Consider the following 21,303-nt stretch of genomic DNA (forward strand, 5'->3'; position numbering starts at 1 on the left):
CCCGACTGCTTGGTCTGGTGCCAGACTTCAGACTGGCGCCAACTGAAACTAACTGCACATTGGCGTCATTGGCGCAACAGCCGAAGGAATCCCTATCTTTAATGCGCCAACGAACGCCAATATGCGGTCGTTAGCACCAATGCAAAAAGACAAATGACACGGTGGACAATTACTCTTTTCTCGACAGCGTTCCTCCTGCTTGGACTGCAAAGTATCGGACAGCCAAAGCGAGATAAAGACACAACCGCTTTTCAAAAATTTGACAGCGTTGAACACTATAAAATAGTCCAACGCACAAGCATAATAAACGCAATAGACTATCGCTCACATTTGCTTCTATCAGAAATTTATTTTTACAAACCTGACAATAAGACGGTAAAATTTAAATATTTTTTTGGTGGTATATCTTTTACAGGAGCAACGAATTATAAACGGCAAGAACTAATTGACTATTGCGAATTGATAAAACGGATACGAGACACAACAATAATTAATTCTAAAGGACAAATGGCTATTAGTGCGAGAGTAATAAAATATGGAAAAACTTATATTATAATGGATGGCTATGAATGCATTTACAAAGATGACACTCTTATTCAAATCAATTATTATAAAAACGGAAAGTATGTTGGCAACAAACAGGTGAAGGACAAAATATTTCAAGCAGACAGTTCACAAAAACAGACAGCATCACAACCGCAGACAGTTGTGCAAACAAAGGACAGTTTAGACAAATTCTTTGAAGATTCTGTGATTGATTACATTACTCAAATTGTTCATTCACCAAGAAATGGTGGAAGTACATCCACAAATTATTTTATTAATGGCATCAAAGTTACTAAAGACAAATTTCAAAATAACATTGACAGTTTAAAAAAGGTGACTGCTTCAAATTACTTTAGGTTTTCTACATTTAATGTATCCATTAGCTATGGAAGATATGAGACAATTTATGGCTACAAAAAAGACAGTAAACTTTTCACAGGAAAAATATATGCTTATTCAGAAGACGGCATAGCAACAAAATGGCTTATTTATAGAAAGGGAATCTATATTGGAGACACTTCATTAGACAACAATAAAGAGAAGTAATAATTGACAACTTTGCAATTACAACACCTTTCTCGCAGTCGACAGTTTCGCAGTAAGACAACGCTACTTCTCCGTGGACTCTTGCGCAGGGACAAAATTGCACAGGTGCTAACAGCAAGTTTGCTCTATGCGGGCTAAATCGTAAATTTGGTGTGCAGATTTTCTACGAGCATTTGTCTTGCCGACAAATCCTTCTCCGAAAATCCGCACAGCGCAAACTTGCAAAACGTTATGAACAAGCGCCAAAATACAAAAGACATTTTCTTATATTTGGACAATCATGTAAAATGACTTTACTCTTTTCATCAGACAATTATTCAAACAGCCGCGACAATCTCTCGCGGACAGTTATGCAGTTTGCCGACCGCAGACAAATTCAAAAAAATATTTCACGGGCTGACAATCTCTCACTTCGCTCGACAGTTGCTCCTTCACTGACAGCATTTATAAAAACTACATATAATAAGGCAGCGGGACAGTTACTTTTTCAATTGCTCGTTGCGCAACCGCTGACAGCAGTGCAAAAAATCGGTAGACAAATCCTGCACAGCGGGCTGCTTGCACATGGCGCACAAGCGGAATTTTGCCTTTATAGTTTTTGTGTGCGCCAAGAGCAAGCACCCGCCATGAAAAACCTGCAAGAAAAATATTCACTAAAATTTGTTCAGCAATTACAAAATAATACCTTTATGCTCAATACCCTGTTCTTGCAATTCTTTCTTTTGACAATAAAGTTTTTAAACACCAACTAAAACTTTTTATCATGAAAAAATTTCTACCCACCGCCATCGCATTAATTATTTTTTTTAATGCAAACGCTCAATCAGGAAGTAATTGCAATAATGCAATTCCAATAATTCCAACTGCTACTTGTTCGCCAACTTCTTACACTACCACAGACAGTGTAGTATATCTTTCGTTTGTTGCAAATCAAAAGTATGCGCAAATTGTAGGTGTTTCATCCGTTCCATTAGGAACAGCAGCTCCGCATATTCACAGGTTAACTTTATTTTCTGGCTCATGTTCAACTCTGCAAATAATGGAAGATGAATTTTTACCCAATATTATTGGCGCAACTGAATTGCAGATTGACGCATCTAATCTCACAATTGGAAATACCTATTATGTCCGTTTCACTCGTGAACCTTCGCGTGCAAGTGCAGGATGTGCGCCCACTCCTTCACCAACAGGCGAATGCCATGCATCTATGACTTGGAATTTTAATTTCTGCATTAGTTCACCAAACATACTTATTCCAAAAGATTTTGCTTTAGAGCCTGCTGCAATAAGTCACGCTTATTATACAGGGAAAGGACAAATTATAGATATAAATTATAATCCTCGCCATGATATAAAATGCTATTCGCGTTATTCCTCTCCTGAAATATATGTAAGAGACACTTCTCTCTCTTTCATCTTCGCTCATATTGATACTGCATTTGGAAGTCGTGATTCATTTCAAAGAGTTGATATGAACTTAGTCGCTTCAAATCCCAATGTCCGCAATTTCAAAACAGAAAAAATTTTTGGTTATTTAAATTATTTTCTTCCACACGCTAAAGATGGCGCAACAAACATTAAAGGATATAGCAGAGATATAATTAATGATGTTTATCCGAATATTGATATGCAGTTATACAGCAACAATGCAGGAATGAAATTTTATTTCGTAGTAAGACCTGGTGGAAACGCAGATAATATTGTTATGGATTTTAAAGGCGCAACATCTGTTAATGTAACATCAAGCAAAGGTTTGCTGATAAAAACACCCCTAGGAAATATTAATTTTAATAAAGGAAATGCTTATCAAATAAATCCGGCAGGCAATATTGTTCCTATGCCTTGGCAAGCAGATTTTATTCAAGTTTCTCCAACATCTGTTAAACTTGATATTCGCAGTTATCCTACCAATCTTCCTCTATTTATTGAAATTGATAGAGGACATTCTACACCTCAATCAATACAAAATTTAGATTGGAGCACTTATTATAGCGGAACAGGAGGAGATGAATTTAGAGATGTAAAAACTGATACTTCAGGTAATGTTTATCTAACTGGTTATTCCGGCAGTGTTGATTTTCCTTTTTCAACTGGCGCTTATGATTCTACTCGTCAGGGTGGATGGGATGTTGTCATAGTAAAATTTGATAGCAGCGGAGTTCGCCAATTCGCAACTTATTTGGGCGGTTATCATAATGATATGGGAAGAAGTATCGGAACAGATAAACTTGGAAATGTATACATAGCAGGGTGGACAAAATCTGTAAATTATCCAACAGTTCAGCCTGCGGGTTCTTTTGTTCAACCTAAACTTAATGGAAATGGAGTTACTTTGCCAAATCCATTTTCAGATGTATGTATTTCAAAACTCAATTCTGCTGGCAATACTTTAATCTGGTCAACATTTTATGGAGACACAGCATTTGAAGAAGCCCGTGATTTAGTTATTGATGGAAATCAAAATCTTTATGTTGTAGGAGGTCATCAAACTTATCTTACTACTCCTGTAATTCCTACCTTTACGCAAACAGGCGCATTCAATTCTAATATCGGAACAGGATTCATTTTAAAGTTCGATAAATTCGGAGGGCGTTTATGGGCAACTCGTATTGGCGGTCCGCCATCAGCAGCAAATAATAATACTTCTGCAACAGGACTTAACAGTTGCGCTATTGATGCATCGAACAATTTTTTTGTTACCGGTGCTGCAACTGAAAGTGGCTATCCTGTTCTCAATCCCGCGGGAACTTCATCATATAATACAAATCTGGCAAATACTTTTGATGTAATTGCAACTAAATTTAATCCGAGCGGTGCTATTGTATGGTCAACATATTATGGAAACAAAGGTGATGAAGCAGGAAATGCTATTGATGTTGATAAAAATGGCAATGCTTATATTACCGGATGGACAACAAGTCCAGGTTCTAATCCGATTCAACTTGCATCCGCAGGAGGATGGCCAAAATTTTATCAGCCTTGGTATGGAGGAGGTCAAGATGCATTCATAGCAGAAATTGCTCCTGCCGGAAGCACGCTTTTATGGGGAACTTATCTTGGAGGAGCAGGATACGAAACTGCATTAAATCTTTCATTTGATAATCGTGGCGATTTATTTGTTGTTGGTTCTCTGGGCACATCAAGTTTTGCTTATACGGGAGGATTGCCTTTGCCAAATCCCAATGCTCCGAACGCTTATGTAAAAACTTCTCCGCTCGGTTATCAGGATGGTTTCATTTCAACCTTTGCTGACCATTGGTATATTTGGGGCACTTATTTTGGTGGAAATGGTGGAGAAGTAATTAATGCTGCTTCAACATATAAAGACAGCAAACTATACATCACCGGATTTTCCGCTTCAGGAAATAATTTTCCGCTCGATTCCGCAGGCGGTTTCCCAACATGGTATCAAAGCGCTCATTCATTTAACTCTAATGGCTACATAACAAGATTCGACCTCGCACCAATTCTTGTTCTTGCAATGAATGAATACGATGATTCTGAAATCGGAATAAATGTTTTTCCAAATCCAACTTCTCAAAATATTTTGGTAGAAATTGAATTAAAAGAAAAAGAAGATATTAATTTATCTCTTTATAATTTGCTCGGAGAAAATATTTATTCATCCTCCTTCAAAAACTCATCAGGAACATTTAAAAAACAAATATCATTTGCTTATTTTTCAAGTGGAGTTTACATTTTAAAAATACAACTCGGAAATAAAACAATCAGTAAAAAAATCATCAAACAATATTAAAGAGTGAAAAAATATTTTCTCACATATATTTTTCTTTTAAGCATTGTCGCATCAGCGCAAACATGGTCTGCATTAGGAAGCGGTATTGATACAGCATCTTCAGCAGCCGTTTATTGCATGACAATGTTCAATGGTGAATTATATGTAGGTGGTTTATTTTCTAAAGCAGGTGGAGTTCCGGCAAATAATATTGCAAAATGGAATGGCTCAACTTGGTCGGCAGTGGGAACAGGAACAAGCAGTTATGTTTATGCTCTCTGCGTTTATAAGAATGAATTATATGCAGGAGGTATATTTGTTTATGCAGATGGAAAACAAGTGAATGAAATTGCAAAATGGAACGGCACATCTTGGGACACTGTTGGCACAGGCACAGATTCTTCAGGTGTTTATGCTCTTTGTGTTTATAACGGTGAATTATATGCCGGAGGCGACTTCATCAAAGCAGGTGGAGTTTCTTCGCCAAGTATTGCTAAATGGAATGGAACGAATTGGTCAGGCGTAGGAGGCGGTCTTACAGGAGGAAATTATAATGGTTGGGTTATGGCTTTAACTAATTACAATGGGAAATTATATGCAACGGGAGATTTTTCAACTGCCAATTCAATACTTGGATATTATAATGTGGCGCAATGGAACGGAACAAACTGGGATACTTTGAGTACTGGATTAAGCGGTGGCAGTATGGTAGAATTTTATTCTATCTCCGGTTTTAATGGTGAAGTATATGTGGGCAGTGCTATTAATAACATGACATCATGTGTCCCATCAGGTCTTGGCAGAATTCCAAAATGGAATGGAACATGTTGGGATTCTGTTGGAGCAGGAATCATAGGCGGAGCTATTTTTGCTTTAACAGAATATAACGGCTCATTATATGCAGGAGGCGGATTTTCTTTAGCAGGAGGAAATCCTGTAAAAAGTATTGCAAAATGGAACGATACAAACTGGTCATCTGTTGGTTCTGGTTTAGACAGTGGAGGCGTTTGGTGTTTTGCAATAGATACCGCAACAGGTTCTCTATATGTAGGAGGAAGTTTTTTATTTGCCGGAGGAATCTCAGCTAACAAAATTGCTAAATGGACAATGCCAAATGGAATAAACGAAAACAATTTTTCCTCTCAAATAAACATTTTCCCCAACCCCACCACCGGACTTTTCACAATCACCTCCACAGAAAAAATTTCTTCAATTAAAATTACAAACATAATCGGAGAAGAAATAGTTACATCAGCCATTAACCATCAAACATCAACCATTGATTTATCAAATTATGCGAAAGGAATCTACTTCATAAAACTACTTTCAGAAAAAGGAATTGAAACAAAAAAAATAATTCTTCAATAAATCAAATCTTCAAACATAACATCAAACAGGCGTTCAATTCTTTTTTCGTTCTCCTCAATTTTCATTTCATTTATCAACGGAATCCTTGCGCTCAACGCAAAAATTGCCTCCATCGAACAAACCTCAGGCGAACAAGCACAAGCAACTTCAGGCGCAGCAAAAGATAAAGGCGCATTCCGAATCACACTCATTGAAATCACTTATGCATCCATCACCCCCGTAAAAGCATTCGCGCTCGCAAATAATAATCAAACACTCGCAGCGCAAATGAAATATTCCATCTCCGATTTAAAAAGAATTCAGGATGACCAACTCGGACAAATCGCGCAAAATATTTTGAACATCGTAACACCGCTGCTTCCCCAGCTTCCCGATTATGGAATCACACAAGCCACCCTCAATTCATGGCAAGGCGCAATAAATAATTACACGCCTTCCATTGCAAAACCCCGAAACGCAATCGCGCACCATTCCACACTCACCGATGACCTCGCGCAGCTTTTCACCGAAGCAAATACAATTCTGAAAAATACTTTAGACGCAACTTCCATCACCTTCAAAACCTCCGCGCCCGATTATCACCGCGATTATCACAAGTCCCGCGAAATCATCAATACCGGAAAAGGGCACACCCGCATAAAAGGAAAATGCACCCATGCAGTAACGGGTTCTGCAATCTATAATGTAAAAGTCCGCGTCAACGAACAAGCAATCGAAACCCATTCAGATGTCAACGGGCTTTACGAACATCATGTAAAACCCGCAACAGTAACCTGCACCGTTTCAGCCGATGGATTCCAAAACCAAACAACCGATCCTTTTGCAGTAGATAGAGGCGCAACCCTCACAAAAGATTTCGCACTCACGCCAACAAATCCACCTCCGCCTCCGCCACCTCCACCGCCAGCAGTATAAAATCCTTGTTGAAGCAGGATTAAGGGCGATGTTCTTTGCGCTTTTGCGTCCCTGCCTTGCCGGCAGGCAGGTTTGCGAAAATCAAATCAGTGTAAATCTGTGTAATCTGTGGCTATTAGTGAAAATTAGTGCAAGTAGTGTCTCGCAAACCCCGCTTGAAGTGAAACAAACGCCTCTTCAACCTTCGCAAAGCCCGCTTCAACCTTCGCAAAGCCCTCTTGAACCTTCGCAAACCCCATCTCGACTGCCACAAAGGCAGCTTTAATCAAAACAATGGCAGCTTTAACCTTCGCAAAGCCCATCTTATCCTTCGCAAAGCCCATCTTGACCTTCGCAAAGACCATCTTATCCTTCGCAAACGCCTCTTGAACTAAATTTTATCCCGCATATCTCAGTGCAAAACAGCAATGTCAAGCACATTCCGCAAACTATTTCAAAGAAGATTCATATTATTGTTTGCGAAAAGAGCTTGCCATTGCAACATCTTTTTACCAGCAGACATCTTTTCTGCAAATTAACCCGACAACTTTTTCCTACACAAAATATTTTTCATCTCGACAACCTTGTGAACAAACAACAACAAAAATATATCGGACAGTTACGCTTTCACTTCTTCACAGTTCTCGTCAGACAGCAACTCAAAGGACGCAGGATGTGGGCGCCAGTTCATAACAACGGGTGTGCGTCATGCGGGCAACTTCTATTCAGAATGTTTTTATTTCTTATTTTTGTTTTGTGTTGGCGGACAGTAAAGTAATTCTTTCTCCCGCACGCACGCACACCCGCGGAACGTTACCAGCAATTCAACTATCTTCGTGGACAGCATCGCAGTACCTTGACAATTCAGCCAACCAACATGGAATCTATACTTGTCAATTTCCGAACAAATCGTTTCGACCCGACCGTTCACAGCGAGATAAATATTGCCGACAGTTCAGGCAATTATATTTTATGCTTACGAAAAAATTCTAAACTACCGACAGTTTCAATTTCTCCAACATTTACAAAGTTCTCGGGACTGAATGTAGTTTACACTGGACTTACTCGCAATAGTTTAAGAACTCGCGATTACAGACAACATTTCACAGGAAATAACGCTGGACGCTCAACTTTAAGAAAAAGTTTAGGTGTTCTATTTGGTTACAAACAAATCGCAAGAGACAAAAAAGTAAATAGTCGTAAGACAAAATTTCAAGACCTTGATGAACAGAAATTAACTAAATGGATGGTTTCAAATCTAATTATGTTTTTCTTGCCGACAACTGACTTCAAAAACATTGAAATAAAACTTATAAATCGTTTTAATCCGCCTTTAAATTTAAAAGACAGTCATAATAACATTAACGCAGACTTTAGACAACTTCTTTCAAATCTAAGGACACGAAAAATAATCTATCGGTGACAGTTTCGCAACTCTTTATCGCTGTTCATCGGCAGACAGTCATTCGTTCGGCAGACAACAACTTTTTTTTCCGACCGCTTTGCATCGGCAGACAACTTTTCAAACTAACAACAACAAAATTTTCGCGGGACACGTGTTCAGTTTTTTTTTGTGCCTGTCCTCGTTGGACAATTTCGCCACGACAATCTTTTCGTCTCGACAGTTTATTTATTTATTGTTTCGCGTTCATCGTGGGACAGACACGACAAAGAAAACTGCTGGTAACAGCAAGTTTGCTCTATGCGGGCAAAATCGTAAATTTGGTGTGCGGTTTTTCTACGAGCATTTGTCTTGGCAGACAAATCCTTCTCCGAAAACCCGCACAGCGCAAACTTGCGGAACGTTAGCAGCAATTCAGCCACAGGACAATTTTTCGACAGACAATTTAATCTACATTTACAATCTCGACAGAAGAAAATAACAACAAATGAATTATAAAGCAAAAGCATTAAAGGCAGTACAAGCACTTCTGGCAAAACAGAAAATGCTTCGTAAAAAAAATAAACACAAGAAGCAAACAAAGAATGTTATACCCGCTTCGCCAAAACAGTTCACATGGACTGACATCAAACAAGACAAATAAAAAATCGGTAGACAAATATGTATTACGAACAAAGAAAAAGTAAAAGATGGCAATATTTCTTTTACGGAATATTAGTAGGCATAGCATTAACAGTTCTTGCATTTTACATTTTCAATCATTGACACATTAACTCGGTGGACAGCAACTCTTGTTCCGACAATCTTTTCATCGAACAACTTTGCAAGCACAGACAGCAAACTAAAAAATAAATTCAGCATGGGACAGCAACTTCTTTTCCAGACCGCTTTGCATCGGCTGACAACTTTTCAAACAAACAACAAAACTTTCGCGGGACAACTGTTCAGTTTTTTTGTGTGCCTGTCCTCGTTGGACAATTTCGCCACGACAATCTTTTCGTCTCGACAGTTTCTTCATTTATTGTTTCGCGTTCATCGTGGGACAGACACGACAGAAAAAACTGCTGCTAACACGCGCTTGCCTCAATGGCGGCTACATTTGTAATTTGAAGTTCGTGCAATTAATTTACTTTTGTATCAGCAGACAGTTACTCGCTTTTAATCCGCCACTGCGGCAAGCGCGAAACCGTTAGCAAAAAGCGCACAAATACAAAAACCATTATCTTTAGACACTTATGTAAATGACTTTACGCTTCCCAACATCAGACAATCACTCAAGTAGCCACGACAATCTCTCGCGGACAGTTTGGCAGTTTGCCGACCGCAAATTCAAAAAACAAATTCATCGGCTGACAGTTCCTCACTTGGCTGGACAGTTGCTCCTTCACTGACAGCGTTTTTAAAAACTACATATAATAAGGTAGCAAGACAGTTACTTTCTCGGTTGCTTGTTGCGCAAGCACAGACAACTTCGCAAAAAATCGGTAGACAAATCCTGCACAGCGTTCGGCTTGCACATTTGCGCCCTTGTTTCAAGGAAGAAAATATTATTGGGCGCAAAAGAGCAATCCGAACGCCAATCAAAAAAATTCTTTTTATCATTTTACTTTTAGGAAAAATTTCTTTTGCTCAAAATGTTGGCATTAATCCTAACGGCTCAACACCAGACAACTCATCAGGTTTAGATATTGATTTTTCAAATAAAGGATTACTTATTCCTCGTATTTGTTTAACAAACAATACTGATATTTCAACAATATCAAATCCAACAACATCTTTGCTTGTGTATTGTACAGGCAGTTGTGGACTTTCACCATCAGGATTTTATTACTACGATGGAAGTCAGTGGAAATTTTTAAGTGTTGGCGGAATTGGTCCGACTGGAGCAACGGGCGCGACAGGCGCACAAGGAGTAACAGGAAATGTCGGAGCAACAGGCGCGACAGGTGCGCAAGGTGTAACAGGAAATGTTGGAGCAACAGGCGCGACAGGTGCGCAAGGTGTAACAGGAAATGTTGGAGCAACGGGCGCGACTGGTGCGCAAGGTGCAACAGGAAATGTTGGAGCAACGGGTGCTACTGGCGCACAAGGAGTAACAGGAAATGTCGGAGCGACAGGCGCGACTGGCGCACAAGGTGTAACAGGAAATGTTGGAGCAACAGGCGCGACTGGAAGCACAGGTGCAACAGGTTCTACTGGCGCAACTGGCGCAACGGGTACGGCTGGAATAAATGAACAACAATACACAACTGTGGGCACTTATACTTTTACAATTCCAACTGGTGTAACAAAAATTGTTGTAGAAGTTTGGAGTGGTGGTGCAGGTGGAGCGCCTTCTTGTTCCGGATGTTCAAATTACGGACCGGGTGGCGGTGGCGGTGGTTATGCAAAAGATATTTTCTCAGTTGTTGCAGGAACAAATTATACTGTAACAGTCGGTGCAGGTGGTGCTGGAAAAGCTTGTTCTGCTTCTGGTACTTACGGAAATAATGGAGGCACAAGTAGTTTTGGCGCACTTATCAGTGTTACTGGCGGACAAGGAGGTTGCAATGGCTGTGGTATAGGAGGTTTTGGAGGGACAAGTACTACAACTTATATTCGTTTAGATGGAGCACAGGGCGGGGCGGGTGGTGCTTCAATAGCAAGAGGTGGGAACGCAGGAGGCGGTTGGGGAACAGGTGCTACTAATACAATTTCTACAAATGGTACAAGCCCTGGAGGAGGAGGATCAAGTGCTGATATAGGAACAAATTGCCCAACTACAAGTGGAAGTGGTGCAGATGGAAGAGTAGTTGTTTGGTGGTGAAATTTTTTTAGTATGAGCAAAAGAAAAAAAATGTCATATAAAGACAGAATTAAAGAAATAAAAAATAAGAAAAAATCATTAATTAAAAAAATTAGCAAAGAAGAAATAGAAGCATACAAATTTATTATTGATACGGTAAAGAATAAAAAAAATAAAAATAATTATGTATTTAGATTTGTATTTCTAAACTTTTTTAAAGTAAAAAACTTTCGAGACAATTTCGATGATGATTGGTTAAACAGATATTTTCAAATTTTAGAAAATGCGTCTGGGCAAAATAAAATTCCTAGTATAAAAGAAGTACTTGAACAATTAAAAAACAAAAATGACAAAAAGGTTTGGTTTTCATATGCAACAAAACTTATTCATACTCTTGACCCGAAAGAGTCACCTATTTATGATTCAAGCATAGGAAAAAATTTAGGAATATATCCTCACGGAGGTAAAGGAGATAAAATTAAAAAGTGCATTAAAGCATATACTATGCTTCAATGTAGATATAATGAAATGCAGTGTCAGAAAGGATGGAAAAAAAGTATTGAATGTTTTAAAAAACAATTTCCACGCAACAATGTTTCTAATATGAAAAAAATAGATTTTATTATTTGGAAAGCAAGAAAATGGAAGGGGAAAAAATTAATTGTTGAGTAGTATTTAATAGACAGACAACCAAACAGTTTTTCATCTACAACTTTGCAGTTTTCGGTAGACAGCAACTCTATTGCAGGATGGGTGCGCCATTTGCTAACAGCGGGCGTGCGCAATGCGGGTTTACTTTTTGAAAAAATGTTTTCAGTATTTAATTATATTTGTTCTCGCGGACAGCGAAGTGCTTTTTAATCCCGCACATCGCAAACCTGAAAAACGTTATGAACAAGCGCCAAAATACAAAAGACAATTTAGTATATTTAGACAATTATGTAAAATGACTTTACTCTTTTCATCTGACAATTACTTTAACAGCCGCGACAATCTCTCGCGCCTGCCCCGTATTCATCGGGGGACAGTTTCGCAATTTGCCGACCGCAGACAAAACCAAAAAAATACTTCATCGGCTGACAACCTATCACTTTGCTGGACAGTTGCTCCTGCTGTGACAGCATTTTTAAAAACCATATATAATAAGGTAGCGGGACAGTTACTCTCTCGGTTCATCGTTGCGCAAGCACTGACAGCAATGAAAAACACAGGTCATCGGGCAGACAACTTTGCAACGGCTTACGGTCGCGCATAACCAGACAGCATAAAAGCCACCGTAGACCGATATCACGCGTGTTTTAAAAAATAATTTTATTGGCATACACTGTTTGGCACATTTGCCTTTGCCCCAACCACAAAAGCCAACCGCAGGGGGCAAAGTCAAAAGAGCCAAACCATCCTGCATTCAAAAAACAAAAAACAAATAGTATCTTTGCCCGTAGGTATTTTTAACTGTTATGAAAAACACAACTCAACCCGAATGCCAATACTGCAAGGCGCGTTTCAAATCTGTTTTTTGTGATTTGAATAAAGACGAATTAAACGAACTCAATCTGAGTAAAGGATGTAATACTTTTAAAAGGGGACAAGTTATATTTCATGAAGAAGGATTCCCTCACGGTTTGTTTTGCGTGAACACTGGAAAAATAAAAATATCCAAATTAGGTAATGAAGGCAAAGAGCAAATAGTCCGTTTGGCGAAAGAAGGTGATATACTTGGTTACCGCGCCTTATTAAGCGGAGAAAAATATTCAGCGTCTGCAACTGCGATAGATGATTCTTCCATCTGCATTATTCCAAAGGATACCTTTTTCAACATGATTGAAAAAAATGCCAACTTGTCGAAAGAAGTACTGAAACTTCTTTCTCACGATTTAAAAGAAGCAGAACATAAGATTACCAACCTCGCTCAGAAGCCCGTTAGAGAAAGAGTAGCCGAAGCGTTACTTTTCCTCAAAGAAACTTATGGTTTTGAAAGCGATGGAGCAACCATTAATGTTGCTTTGTCGCGCGAAGAAATTGCCAACATTGTTGGAACAGCCACAGAAACAGCTATCCGTTTACTTTCTGAATTCAAGCAGGACAAAATGATAGAATTGACTGGAAGAAAAATAAAATTCCTCAACCTTCCCAAACTCATCCGCACTGCTAATATTTCCGATTAAGTTCTTCCCTTCCGCATCTGAAATATGACAAAAATCATATTCTGAACTTACCGTTGTCATAGTTTGCCTCTTTTACCTCATCTACTTTTGTTTCATAAAATCAAACAAAGATTTTATGATTACAGAAGAACAAAAAATCGAATATCAAAAAACAAGCAAAGCGGCATTAACTGTTTTTCTCAGCGTCTCTGCCTTTGTTTATTCATTAGCGGTCGCCTATTGTGTACTGACCAAAAACTTTTTCGCAATGTCACTTGTTTTGGCAGGTGTAGGAATTATTGCATTGATTGTATTCCTTCTTTTCAGAAAAGGATTTTAAAAATAAAACAAATGAAAGAAATAGCACAAGTCCCCGATTGCTCAAAATGCCGCAATGTGAAAAACGGGGACAGCATTTTAACAGATTGTCCTGTTAAAGAACTTGAAAACAAATTTCGAGATAAAAAATTTTTACAATTTGAAAAAGGAGAACACCTCTATAAAATGAATGAATCGGTTAAAGGAATTTACTGCATCTATTCTGGGAAAGTCAGAATCTATACACCCGGAAAAAACGAAAAAGAAATTACCATACACTGTCCAAGCGCAGGAGAAATCATCGGCTTTAATTCTATCAGAGAAGGAAAATATACCAACTCGGCAATAGCAACAGAAGAAACACACGCCTGTCTTTTTCCTTTATCAGAAGTTCAGCAACTGATAAAAACATTGTCAACTGTAACTCAAAAAATTATTGGAAACAAATGTTAAACCAAAACTACAAACTATGAAAACAATTCTTGTACCAACCGATTTCTCCGAATGCTCTGAAGCAGCATTCTCCTATGCAGCACTCATCGCAAAAAAAACCGGAGCGCAGATTTTACTCCTTCATGTGCTGGATGTCCCGCATGTAAGACCATCAGTGGCTGGAGCGATTGACGCGGCAACAACCGCTGATGTGCCTTACATGATGGGCATGATGAAAGTTACTAAAGCGAAAATGAAAAAAATAATGTCCGATCCTGTTTTTAAAAATTGTAATGTGAAAGACAATATCGAAATAGGATTCATCGCTCAAAAAGTAAATGAAGCGGTAAAAAAGCACAAAGCCGATATGATTGTGATGGGGACACATGGCACACAAGGTCTTGACGAATTCTTTTTAGGAAGCAATGCGGAACGAGTAGTGCGCAATGCCGAAGTACCCGTGCTTTCAGTAAAAGAAAAAATAAAAAATCTGAAGTTGGAGACCATTATGTACGCCTCAGATTTTTCAGAAGAAGCCCTTGCCGTTTTCCCTATCGTAAAACAATTAGCGGAAACTCTAAAAACAAAAATCAATCTTATGAAAGTGATTACGAGAACTGATTTTGAAACCACAAGAGAAACAAAAAAACACATTCACAGGTTTCAAAGATTGGCAAATGCTTTTGACTACCCGGTATTTATTTATTATGACGATGTGAAACAGGAAGGAATCAGGCGTTACGCAAATGTCATAGGTGCAGATATAATCGCAATCGGCACACACGGAAGGCACGGCTTATCTCATTTTTTCAAAGGAAGCATAGCAGAAGACACCGTGAACCATTCTTCCCTTCCCGTGCTTACAATAAACTTTCGAAAAAAAATTAATGGCGCGAAGAAAGCAGTTGAAAAAAATGGCAGGCAGAACAGGGAAAAAGAAAATTCTCTTTCGTATCAAATCCCGTCAATATAAAATGAAAACGAAAAAAAACTTATTCGGTAATTTCTTACTTGTAATAGCAGGAATAATAGTATTGATGAGTTTGTCAAAACCCATTCAACAGCAGGGTAAATGGCAAGCGCCTAAATCAGCGGACACATTAAAAAATCCTCTGAAGTACAACTGGCAGGCAACAGCAAACGGAAAAATACTTTATAAGAAAATGTGCGTTACCTGTCATGGTGATGAAGGAAAAGGAGACGGCATTGCAGGAATATCCCTTAACCCAAGGCCTGCCGACCATACTTCAGCAAAAATCCAGGCGCTGAGCGATGGCGCGCTTTACTGGATAATTACCTATGGAAATCCTCCTATGCCAACCTACAAAGTTATTTTGAAAGATGAACAGCGCTGGCAACTTGTTAATTATATCCGTGAACTTGGAAAAAACACTTCACCCAATAAAAAATAAAATCAATATGAAAACCTTACTCATCGGTGCAACAATTTTTTCTGTCATGCTGAGCGAAGTCGAAGCATCTCTTGCGCAAGACACCACGCAAACATCAAGCAATCAAAATGCGATTTCTGAAAAAAGCGGAAAGACAAAAGCAATAGTCACAGGCGGTGCGTTCATTGATTTCTCTGCAAATCAAAAGAGAGATGTAAAAACAAATTTTGACCGAACCGGGTTCAGTCCAATTTTCCTCTGGAAACTTTCCGACAGGTTATTTTTTGAAAGCGAAGTGGAAATTGAAATTGAAGGCGGAGAAGTAGGAGTTGATGTTGAGTATGCAAAATTCTCCTATGTGCTGAATAAATACATGGCTATCGGAGCAGGAAGAATGCTCACGCCTTTTGGAGCGTATGTCGAAAGATTGCATCCCGCCTTTGCTGAAAGATTTCCGAATGCTCCGCTGATGATGCACCACATGGATGGCATGCATGCAATTGGACCCAACGGTGCAGAGATGGGCGTTGATGTTCGCGGAGGATTTCAGTTGGGAAATTCAAAAATGAATTATGCACTCTATGTTTCCAATGGGCCAAAATTAAATAATGGTTCAGAAGATAAAATGATGGCGGGTTCTTTGGAGTATGAAAATTTTTACGATAACAATTCCAACAAAGCAGTTGGCGGACGAATCGGCTTTCTGCCTTTTTCAAATTCATCTCTCGAAATCGGGCTGTCAGGAAATTCCGGCATAGCAGGCAATGCAAAAGATTCTTTGTATAAAAATATCAGAGCCACTGCTTATGCAATTGATTTGTCCTATGTGAAAGCCATTAAGCCAATAAAGTCAATCATAAAAATTACAGGACAATTAAATTCAGTAACTGTTGACAAAGCAAATTACAAAGACCCGATGGATTCAACAGGAATGATGACTTATACATTTAATAATGTAAGTCAGGTTTATTATTTACAAGTTGCTTTTCGTCCTGCATTGCTGCAAAAAAGTTTTTTAAAAGATATTGAACTGCTCGGCAGGTATAATTCGCTCACATATCCGAAAGAAGCGTTGTGGGGCGGAGGAACAACCACAAGAATTGATATCGGGCTTTGTTATTGGTTGAGTTGGCGCGCAGGATTACGATTCGCCTATGAAACACAAAAAAATCCTGACGGAACAACTTCAGAAACATTTTTAGTTCGGTTCGCAACAGGATTCTAAATAAACATAATAACATTAAATCCTACTCTTATGAAAACAAAAACATTAATTATGATTTCCGTGATAATATTTTCTGGAATCATTATCGCATTATCTGGCGGATGTGCCTCAACAGAAACAATAACCGCAAAAAGTGGAGCGCAACTATGGGGAGAAAATTGCATGCGCTGTCACAACTCTCCATCTCCTGCTGATTACAGCGATGCGCAATGGGAAACAATCGGCATGCACATGAAACTTCGCGCAAATATTACTACTGATGAAGAAAAAAAGATTGTAGAGTTTCTGCAATCTGCTAATTAAAAGTAAACCTGAAAATAAAAAATAATATTTCCGCTTTTCATTTTCTACTTTAAAGTCCTAACACACCTCATTTACATTCTTTTACTTCGCATCGTGGAATTCAGTAAGAATGAACAAACATTAATGAGAGCGATGGGCGAAGTATTAAGAATTCTAAGACAAAAAATCGGCTACACAAGTTTAGAAACATTTGCCAATGATATTGGAATGGACTCTGCGCTTTACGGTCGTTATGAAAGAGGAGAAAATATAAAAATCATTTCGCTTGCCCGTTTGCTGAGCCACTTCAATCTTGAAATAGATGAATACTTCAAACAAGTTAAAAAAATAATCAGAAAGAAAAAAACATAATCAGTAATCAATAATCATTAATCATTTTTATATGAACAACACCCAGCACAACCAACTCGACATGTTTCGCGCAGTATCGCTCCATGCTTCCGCCTATCAGAATATCACAAACTCAATCAATGCTTTTGCAAACGGAATCAATGCGCTCAACGCAAAAATTGCTTCCATCGAGCAAACCTCAGGCGAACAAGCACAAGCCCTCACAGGCGCGGCAAAAGATAAATCTACTTTCAGAACAACGCTCGTTGAAATAACTTACGCATCAATCACACCTGTAAAAGCGTATGCGCTCGCAAATAATAATCAAACCCTCGCAGCGCAAATGAAATATTCCCTCTCCGATTTAAAAAGAATTCAGGACGACCAAATCGGGCAAATCGCACAAAATCTTTTTAACATTGTAAATCCGCTTCTCGCGCAACTTTCCGATTACGGAATCACACAAGCCACGCTCAATTCATGGCAAGGCGCAATAAATAATTATATGCCTTCCATTTCCAAGCCAAGAAACGCAATCGCGCATCGTTCAACTCTCACCGATGACCTCGTTCAACTTTTCAAAGAAGCAAATGACATTCTCAAAAATACATTAGACGCAACTTCCATCACCTTCAAAACCTCTGCCCCCGATTATCACCGCGATTATCACAAGTCCCGCGAAATCATCAACACCGGAAAAGGGCACACACGCATAAAAGGAAAATGCACCCATGCCGTAACAGGTTCTGCAATCTATAATGTAAAAGTCCGCGTCAACGAACAAGCCCTCGAAACGCATTCAGATGTGAACGGGCTTTACGAACATCATCTAAAACCCGCAACAGTAACCTGCACCGTTTCAGCCGATGGATTCCAAAACCAAACAACCGAGCCCTTTGCCGTAGATAGAGGAGCAACACTCACAAAGGACTTCGCACTCACGCCAACAAATCCACCTCCGCCTCCGCCACCTCCACCAGCAGTTTAATTTTCCGTCATTGCGAGCGAAGCGAAGCAATCTCAAAGTGTGTAATCTATGGCTTTTCTTTGTGCCTTTGCGTCTTTGCGAGAAACAAACGCCATTTGAATCGAAACAATCGTTGCTTTTTGTCACCCTGAGCCAAGTCGAAGGGTCGCAAACTATACTTCAATTGAAACAAATGCAATTTTAACCTTCGCAAACCCCATTTCAACTCTCGCAAATGCCATTTGAACCATCGCAAAGACGGCTTGAACGAAAACAAATACAATTTGGTTCGGTGCAAATCCGCAATGTCAAGCCCATTCCGCAAACTACTTCAAGGAACATTCATATTATTGTTTGCGAAAAGAGCTTGCCATTGCAACACCTTTCTACAAACTCAAATCTTTTCTGCAAATTAACACGACAATTTCTTCTTCCACAAAAATAAATCGGACAGCTACTCTTTCACTTCTCCGCAGTTCTAACCAGACAGCAACTCAAACAACGCATGATGTGGGCGCCAGTTCATAACAGCGGGCGTGCGCAATGCGGGTTTACTTTTTGAAAAAATGTTTTCAGCATTTAATTATATTTGTTCTCGCGGACAGCGAAGTGCTTTTTAATCCCGCACTTCGCACGCCCGCGGAACGTTAGTTGCAATGGCAAAAAACGACAACGGTTGCGGGACAGTTCAGCGCAAGCCGACAAAAATGTTTTCGGAACTTCGACAAGTAATCTCAACTTACGACTTGTGGGACGAATGGATTGACAGCAACGACTGTTTCCTCCGACAGCGAGAAAAAGACGCGCTTCTTCTTTTTCTACAACTGCGTAGCGTGACAGCGGTAGCCAGACAGTTGCGCGTTTCAATCGGACACATAAGTTCAGTTCTTAATCATACAAAGCACCGACTGCGTTGGAATTACAAACTTTACCGACAGTGGATTGGCGACAAAATGCTTGAACAAGCAGGCGCGTATGACCATCTCTCACCGACAGACAGATTTTTATGCCGACCGCTTCACTATCACAAAATGCACCGACTGCTTTACTATTCTCTTCGTGACTGTGGCGACACGCTCGCGGACATTTTAGAAAAACACAGCGCACGCGACTTACTTCATCGCAGAAACTTCGGGGACAAAAAACTCTTTTACTTCCGACAGTTTCTCAAAAAGAATAATTGCTTACATCTTTTAAAAAGTAATTTCGCACCGACAGACAATAAAGTAAAATGACGGCAGACACGACAACAACAAAAAGAGCCACAGCAACTAACACGGGGTTTGCGCTATGGCGGTTGACATTTAATTTGAAAGTTCGTGCAAGTAATTATCTTTGCAGCGTGGGACAGTTTTGTGGTTTCAAATCCGCCACATCGCAAACCCCGAAACCGTTAGCAGTCATTGTAAAACCCGCGACAGTTTCTCCGGACAATTTATAAAGTCATCGAGGGACTGTCCGTCACTTCTTTCACGACAATCTTTTCATTGCGACAATTTTTCCTTTAACTGTTTCTCGTGGGACAGTCCCGCTTGTAGAAAATATTTATCGGGGACAGACAATCGAGTTTTACAAAGGACATACTAACGGTTGGTGACAGTGGCTAAATAAATACAAATACATTTTTCGGCAGACAACTTTGCAAACTCTTCAACGCTGTTCATCGGCAGACAGCAACTCATTCGACAAACAAAAACTTTTTCTTCCGACAGTTCTTCTCATCGGACAATCTCGCACGGGCAGACAACAAAAAAAAACATCACGGCAGACAACTTTTTCTTCGCGGACAGTGACGCATTTAATCGGTGGACTGTAACGGACGACAAAAAAGAACAACGAACTGCTAACAGCGGGCGTGCGCAATGCGGGTTTACTTTTTGAAAAAATGTTTTCAGTATTTAATTATATTTGTGCTGGCGGACAGCGAAGTGCTTTTTAATCCCGCACTTCGCACGCCCGCGGAACGTTAGCAGTCACGCTAAAAAAAGGACAGTACAGCGGACAGCAACTGCTCGACAGACAATAAATATTTCTATTTTCCGTTATGCCGACAGGCAATCTAATAAATGAGACAATCTATTTTCTGCTTGCTCCTTCTTGCAAACTTCCTCACTGCATTTGGACAGCAAAGTGACACTCTTAAGCCCATCAAACAAATTCAATATGGGTTTATGCTTTGTGCAAACCAGACAACAGACAAAGCTGGACAGTTGGGTTTTTCACTTGGTGCATTAGCGGACGCACATGTTGCTGAAAAACTTTTTTTACAAGGACAGTTCCTCATGTCATTTATAAGTTTTTCTTCCACGACAAATAATACAACAAAGCGTATTGAGACAACTCTTCTTTCATTTCCAATGCACATTCTGTACAAACCATTCAAATTAAAAACTAACCCGACAGTTTCGTTTGGTTGTTCACCGACATTTGACCTTTCTTCAAATGCGAACAAATTATATTTCCCACCTCGACCGTTGTTTTTTCCACTTGACATCGGTCTCGGACTGGACAGACAATTAAAATATTTTACAATTACTCCTGAAATCCGTTATTCATATCATCAGACAGCATCGTTTTTATTTTTAATACTTAATTTCAAAGGGTGACAGTTTTTTTCTTCGTAGACATTGACGCGGACGACAAAGCGCGAACTGCTAACAGCAGGTTGGAGAAATGGCGGTTGACATTTGGGAAAAATGTTTTCTGCATTTAATTATCTTTGTGCTGTGGGACAGTGAAGTGCTCCGAACACCGCCACTTCTCCAACCTGCAAAACGTTAGCAGTCATTGTAAAACCCGCGACAGTTTCTCCGGACAATTTATAAAGTCATCGAGGGACTGTCCGTCACTTCTTTCACGACAATCTTTTCATTGCGACAATTTTTCCTTTAACTGTTTCTCGTGGGACAGTCCCGC

24 protein-coding genes are annotated in these 21,303 nt (G+C 39.4%); 23 read left to right on the plus strand and 1 reads right to left on the minus strand.

All coding sequences use genetic code 11. The features are described from left to right. The first annotated feature begins 153 nt into the window (after positions 1 to 153). The 5 genes from HY063_06320 (at position 154) to HY063_06340 (ending at position 7,111) form a co-directional block, all read left to right on the plus strand. Positions 154 to 1,092 (plus strand): hypothetical protein, encoded by a 939-nt coding sequence (locus tag HY063_06320; GenBank protein MBI3501392.1) that lies wholly within the window; start codon positions 154 to 156, stop codon positions 1,090 to 1,092. A 287-nt stretch (positions 1,093 to 1,379) separates the two neighbouring features. Next, the gene (locus HY063_06325) at positions 1,380 to 1,844 is read left to right on the plus strand and encodes a hypothetical protein (GenBank protein ID MBI3501393.1); all 465 of its coding nucleotides are present in this window, start codon (positions 1,380 to 1,382) and stop codon (positions 1,842 to 1,844) included. An 11-nt stretch (positions 1,845 to 1,855) separates the two neighbouring features. Next, positions 1,856 to 4,849, plus strand: coding sequence for an SBBP repeat-containing protein (locus HY063_06330; protein MBI3501394.1), 2,994 nt, complete (start codon positions 1,856 to 1,858; stop codon positions 4,847 to 4,849). Positions 4,850 to 4,852: 3 nt separating this feature from the next. Next, positions 4,853 to 6,196, plus strand: a complete 1,344-nt coding sequence (locus HY063_06335) for a T9SS type A sorting domain-containing protein (protein MBI3501395.1) — start codon at positions 4,853 to 4,855, stop codon at positions 6,194 to 6,196. Between the two features lie 267 nt (positions 6,197 to 6,463). After that, positions 6,464 to 7,111 (plus strand): carboxypeptidase regulatory-like domain-containing protein, encoded by a 648-nt coding sequence (locus HY063_06340; protein MBI3501396.1) that lies wholly within the window; start codon positions 6,464 to 6,466, stop codon positions 7,109 to 7,111. A gap of 125 nt (positions 7,112 to 7,236) precedes the next feature. Here the strand turns inward: HY063_06340 and HY063_06345 are convergent, their stop codons facing one another. Then, on the minus strand, positions 7,237 to 7,455 hold the full coding sequence (locus HY063_06345) for a hypothetical protein (protein MBI3501397.1): 219 nt from the start codon (positions 7,453 to 7,455) through the stop codon (positions 7,237 to 7,239). A 512-nt stretch (positions 7,456 to 7,967) separates the two neighbouring features. Here HY063_06345 and HY063_06350 point away from each other — a divergent pair. The 18 genes from HY063_06350 to HY063_06435 all read left to right on the plus strand — a co-directional run bounded on the left by HY063_06350 (position 7,968) and on the right by HY063_06435 (position 20,993). Beyond that, on the plus strand, positions 7,968 to 8,513 hold the full coding sequence (locus HY063_06350; protein MBI3501398.1) for a hypothetical protein: 546 nt from the start codon (positions 7,968 to 7,970) through the stop codon (positions 8,511 to 8,513). A gap of 466 nt (positions 8,514 to 8,979) precedes the next feature. Next, on the plus strand, positions 8,980 to 9,135 hold the full coding sequence (locus tag HY063_06355; GenBank protein MBI3501399.1) for a hypothetical protein: 156 nt from the start codon (positions 8,980 to 8,982) through the stop codon (positions 9,133 to 9,135). 663 nt (positions 9,136 to 9,798) lie between these two features. Continuing rightward, entirely contained in the window at positions 9,799 to 11,298 is a 1,500-nt protein-coding gene (locus tag HY063_06360; GenBank protein MBI3501400.1) for a collagen-like protein, read from the plus strand. 12 nt (positions 11,299 to 11,310) lie between these two features. After that, a complete protein-coding gene (locus HY063_06365; protein ID MBI3501401.1) occupies positions 11,311 to 11,949 on the plus strand; it encodes a hypothetical protein in 639 nt (212 codons plus the stop codon). A gap of 127 nt (positions 11,950 to 12,076) precedes the next feature. Further along, positions 12,077 to 12,532, plus strand: a complete 456-nt coding sequence (locus HY063_06370) for a hypothetical protein (protein MBI3501402.1) — start codon at positions 12,077 to 12,079, stop codon at positions 12,530 to 12,532. Between the two features lie 202 nt (positions 12,533 to 12,734). Next, positions 12,735 to 13,442 carry a Crp/Fnr family transcriptional regulator gene (locus HY063_06375; protein ID MBI3501403.1) on the plus strand — a complete coding sequence of 236 codons (708 nt, stop codon included), beginning with the start codon at positions 12,735 to 12,737 and terminating at the stop codon, positions 13,440 to 13,442. 115 nt (positions 13,443 to 13,557) lie between these two features. Continuing rightward, on the plus strand, positions 13,558 to 13,761 hold the full coding sequence (locus HY063_06380; protein MBI3501404.1) for a hypothetical protein: 204 nt from the start codon (positions 13,558 to 13,560) through the stop codon (positions 13,759 to 13,761). 11 nt (positions 13,762 to 13,772) lie between these two features. Continuing rightward, positions 13,773 to 14,192 (plus strand): cyclic nucleotide-binding domain-containing protein, encoded by a 420-nt coding sequence (locus HY063_06385; protein MBI3501405.1) that lies wholly within the window; start codon positions 13,773 to 13,775, stop codon positions 14,190 to 14,192. 16 nt (positions 14,193 to 14,208) lie between these two features. Next, complete coding sequence (locus HY063_06390) at positions 14,209 to 15,144, plus strand: universal stress protein (protein MBI3501406.1); 936 nt, start codon at positions 14,209 to 14,211, stop codon at positions 15,142 to 15,144. Between the two features lies 1 nt (position 15,145). Beyond that, positions 15,146 to 15,583 (plus strand): cytochrome c, encoded by a 438-nt coding sequence (locus HY063_06395; protein ID MBI3501407.1) that lies wholly within the window; start codon positions 15,146 to 15,148, stop codon positions 15,581 to 15,583. Between the two features lie 7 nt (positions 15,584 to 15,590). After that, positions 15,591 to 16,787, plus strand: a complete 1,197-nt coding sequence (locus HY063_06400; GenBank protein MBI3501408.1) for a hypothetical protein — start codon at positions 15,591 to 15,593, stop codon at positions 16,785 to 16,787. A gap of 51 nt (positions 16,788 to 16,838) precedes the next feature. Then, positions 16,839 to 17,090, plus strand: coding sequence for a cytochrome c (locus HY063_06405; protein MBI3501409.1), 252 nt, complete (start codon positions 16,839 to 16,841; stop codon positions 17,088 to 17,090). Between the two features lie 132 nt (positions 17,091 to 17,222). Next, positions 17,223 to 17,441 carry a helix-turn-helix domain-containing protein gene (locus tag HY063_06410; protein MBI3501410.1) on the plus strand — a complete coding sequence of 73 codons (219 nt, stop codon included), beginning with the start codon at positions 17,223 to 17,225 and terminating at the stop codon, positions 17,439 to 17,441. A 31-nt stretch (positions 17,442 to 17,472) separates the two neighbouring features. Beyond that, entirely contained in the window at positions 17,473 to 18,408 is a 936-nt protein-coding gene (locus HY063_06415) for a carboxypeptidase regulatory-like domain-containing protein (protein MBI3501411.1), read from the plus strand. A 333-nt stretch (positions 18,409 to 18,741) separates the two neighbouring features. Continuing rightward, positions 18,742 to 18,915 (plus strand): hypothetical protein, encoded by a 174-nt coding sequence (locus tag HY063_06420; protein MBI3501412.1) that lies wholly within the window; start codon positions 18,742 to 18,744, stop codon positions 18,913 to 18,915. A 128-nt stretch (positions 18,916 to 19,043) separates the two neighbouring features. After that, positions 19,044 to 19,622: a hypothetical protein gene (locus HY063_06425; protein ID MBI3501413.1), complete on the plus strand. Its 579-nt coding sequence runs from the start codon at positions 19,044 to 19,046 to the stop codon at positions 19,620 to 19,622. 404 nt (positions 19,623 to 20,026) lie between these two features. Then, positions 20,027 to 20,203: a hypothetical protein gene (locus HY063_06430; GenBank protein ID MBI3501414.1), complete on the plus strand. Its 177-nt coding sequence runs from the start codon at positions 20,027 to 20,029 to the stop codon at positions 20,201 to 20,203. 271 nt (positions 20,204 to 20,474) lie between these two features. After that, positions 20,475 to 20,993 carry a hypothetical protein gene (locus tag HY063_06435; GenBank protein ID MBI3501415.1) on the plus strand — a complete coding sequence of 173 codons (519 nt, stop codon included), beginning with the start codon at positions 20,475 to 20,477 and terminating at the stop codon, positions 20,991 to 20,993. The last annotated feature ends 310 nt before the right edge of the window (positions 20,994 to 21,303 follow it).

The organism is Bacteroidota bacterium (assembly GCA_016195025.1).
Lineage (GTDB): Bacteria > Bacteroidota > Bacteroidia > Palsa-948 > Palsa-948 > Palsa-948.

What these genes read in the sequence shown, in the direction of transcription:
- HY063_06320 (MBI3501392.1), top strand. Translation starts at nt 154, where the DNA reads ATGACACGGTGGACAATTACTCTTTTCTCGACAGCGTTCCTCCTGCTT.
- HY063_06325 (MBI3501393.1), top strand. Translation starts at nt 1,380, where the DNA reads ATGACTTTACTCTTTTCATCAGACAATTATTCAAACAGCCGCGACAAT.
- HY063_06330 (MBI3501394.1), top strand. Translation starts at nt 1,856, where the DNA reads ATGAAAAAATTTCTACCCACCGCCATCGCATTAATTATTTTTTTTAAT.
- HY063_06340 (MBI3501396.1), top strand. Translation starts at nt 6,464, where the DNA reads ATGAAATATTCCATCTCCGATTTAAAAAGAATTCAGGATGACCAACTC.
- HY063_06345 (MBI3501397.1), bottom strand. Translation starts at nt 7,455, where the DNA reads ATGGTCTTTGCGAAGGTCAAGATGGGCTTTGCGAAGGATAAGATGGGC.
- HY063_06350 (MBI3501398.1), top strand. Translation starts at nt 7,968, where the DNA reads ATGGAATCTATACTTGTCAATTTCCGAACAAATCGTTTCGACCCGACC.
- HY063_06355 (MBI3501399.1), top strand. Translation starts at nt 8,980, where the DNA reads ATGAATTATAAAGCAAAAGCATTAAAGGCAGTACAAGCACTTCTGGCA.
- HY063_06365 (MBI3501401.1), top strand. Translation starts at nt 11,311, where the DNA reads ATGAGCAAAAGAAAAAAAATGTCATATAAAGACAGAATTAAAGAAATA.
- HY063_06375 (MBI3501403.1), top strand. Translation starts at nt 12,735, where the DNA reads ATGAAAAACACAACTCAACCCGAATGCCAATACTGCAAGGCGCGTTTC.
- HY063_06380 (MBI3501404.1), top strand. Translation starts at nt 13,558, where the DNA reads ATGATTACAGAAGAACAAAAAATCGAATATCAAAAAACAAGCAAAGCG.
- HY063_06385 (MBI3501405.1), top strand. Translation starts at nt 13,773, where the DNA reads ATGAAAGAAATAGCACAAGTCCCCGATTGCTCAAAATGCCGCAATGTG.
- HY063_06390 (MBI3501406.1), top strand. Translation starts at nt 14,209, where the DNA reads ATGAAAACAATTCTTGTACCAACCGATTTCTCCGAATGCTCTGAAGCA.
- HY063_06395 (MBI3501407.1), top strand. Translation starts at nt 15,146, where the DNA reads ATGAAAACGAAAAAAAACTTATTCGGTAATTTCTTACTTGTAATAGCA.
- HY063_06400 (MBI3501408.1), top strand. Translation starts at nt 15,591, where the DNA reads ATGAAAACCTTACTCATCGGTGCAACAATTTTTTCTGTCATGCTGAGC.
- HY063_06405 (MBI3501409.1), top strand. Translation starts at nt 16,839, where the DNA reads ATGATTTCCGTGATAATATTTTCTGGAATCATTATCGCATTATCTGGC.
- HY063_06410 (MBI3501410.1), top strand. Translation starts at nt 17,223, where the DNA reads ATGGGCGAAGTATTAAGAATTCTAAGACAAAAAATCGGCTACACAAGT.
- HY063_06415 (MBI3501411.1), top strand. Translation starts at nt 17,473, where the DNA reads ATGAACAACACCCAGCACAACCAACTCGACATGTTTCGCGCAGTATCG.
- HY063_06425 (MBI3501413.1), top strand. Translation starts at nt 19,044, where the DNA reads ATGGCAAAAAACGACAACGGTTGCGGGACAGTTCAGCGCAAGCCGACA.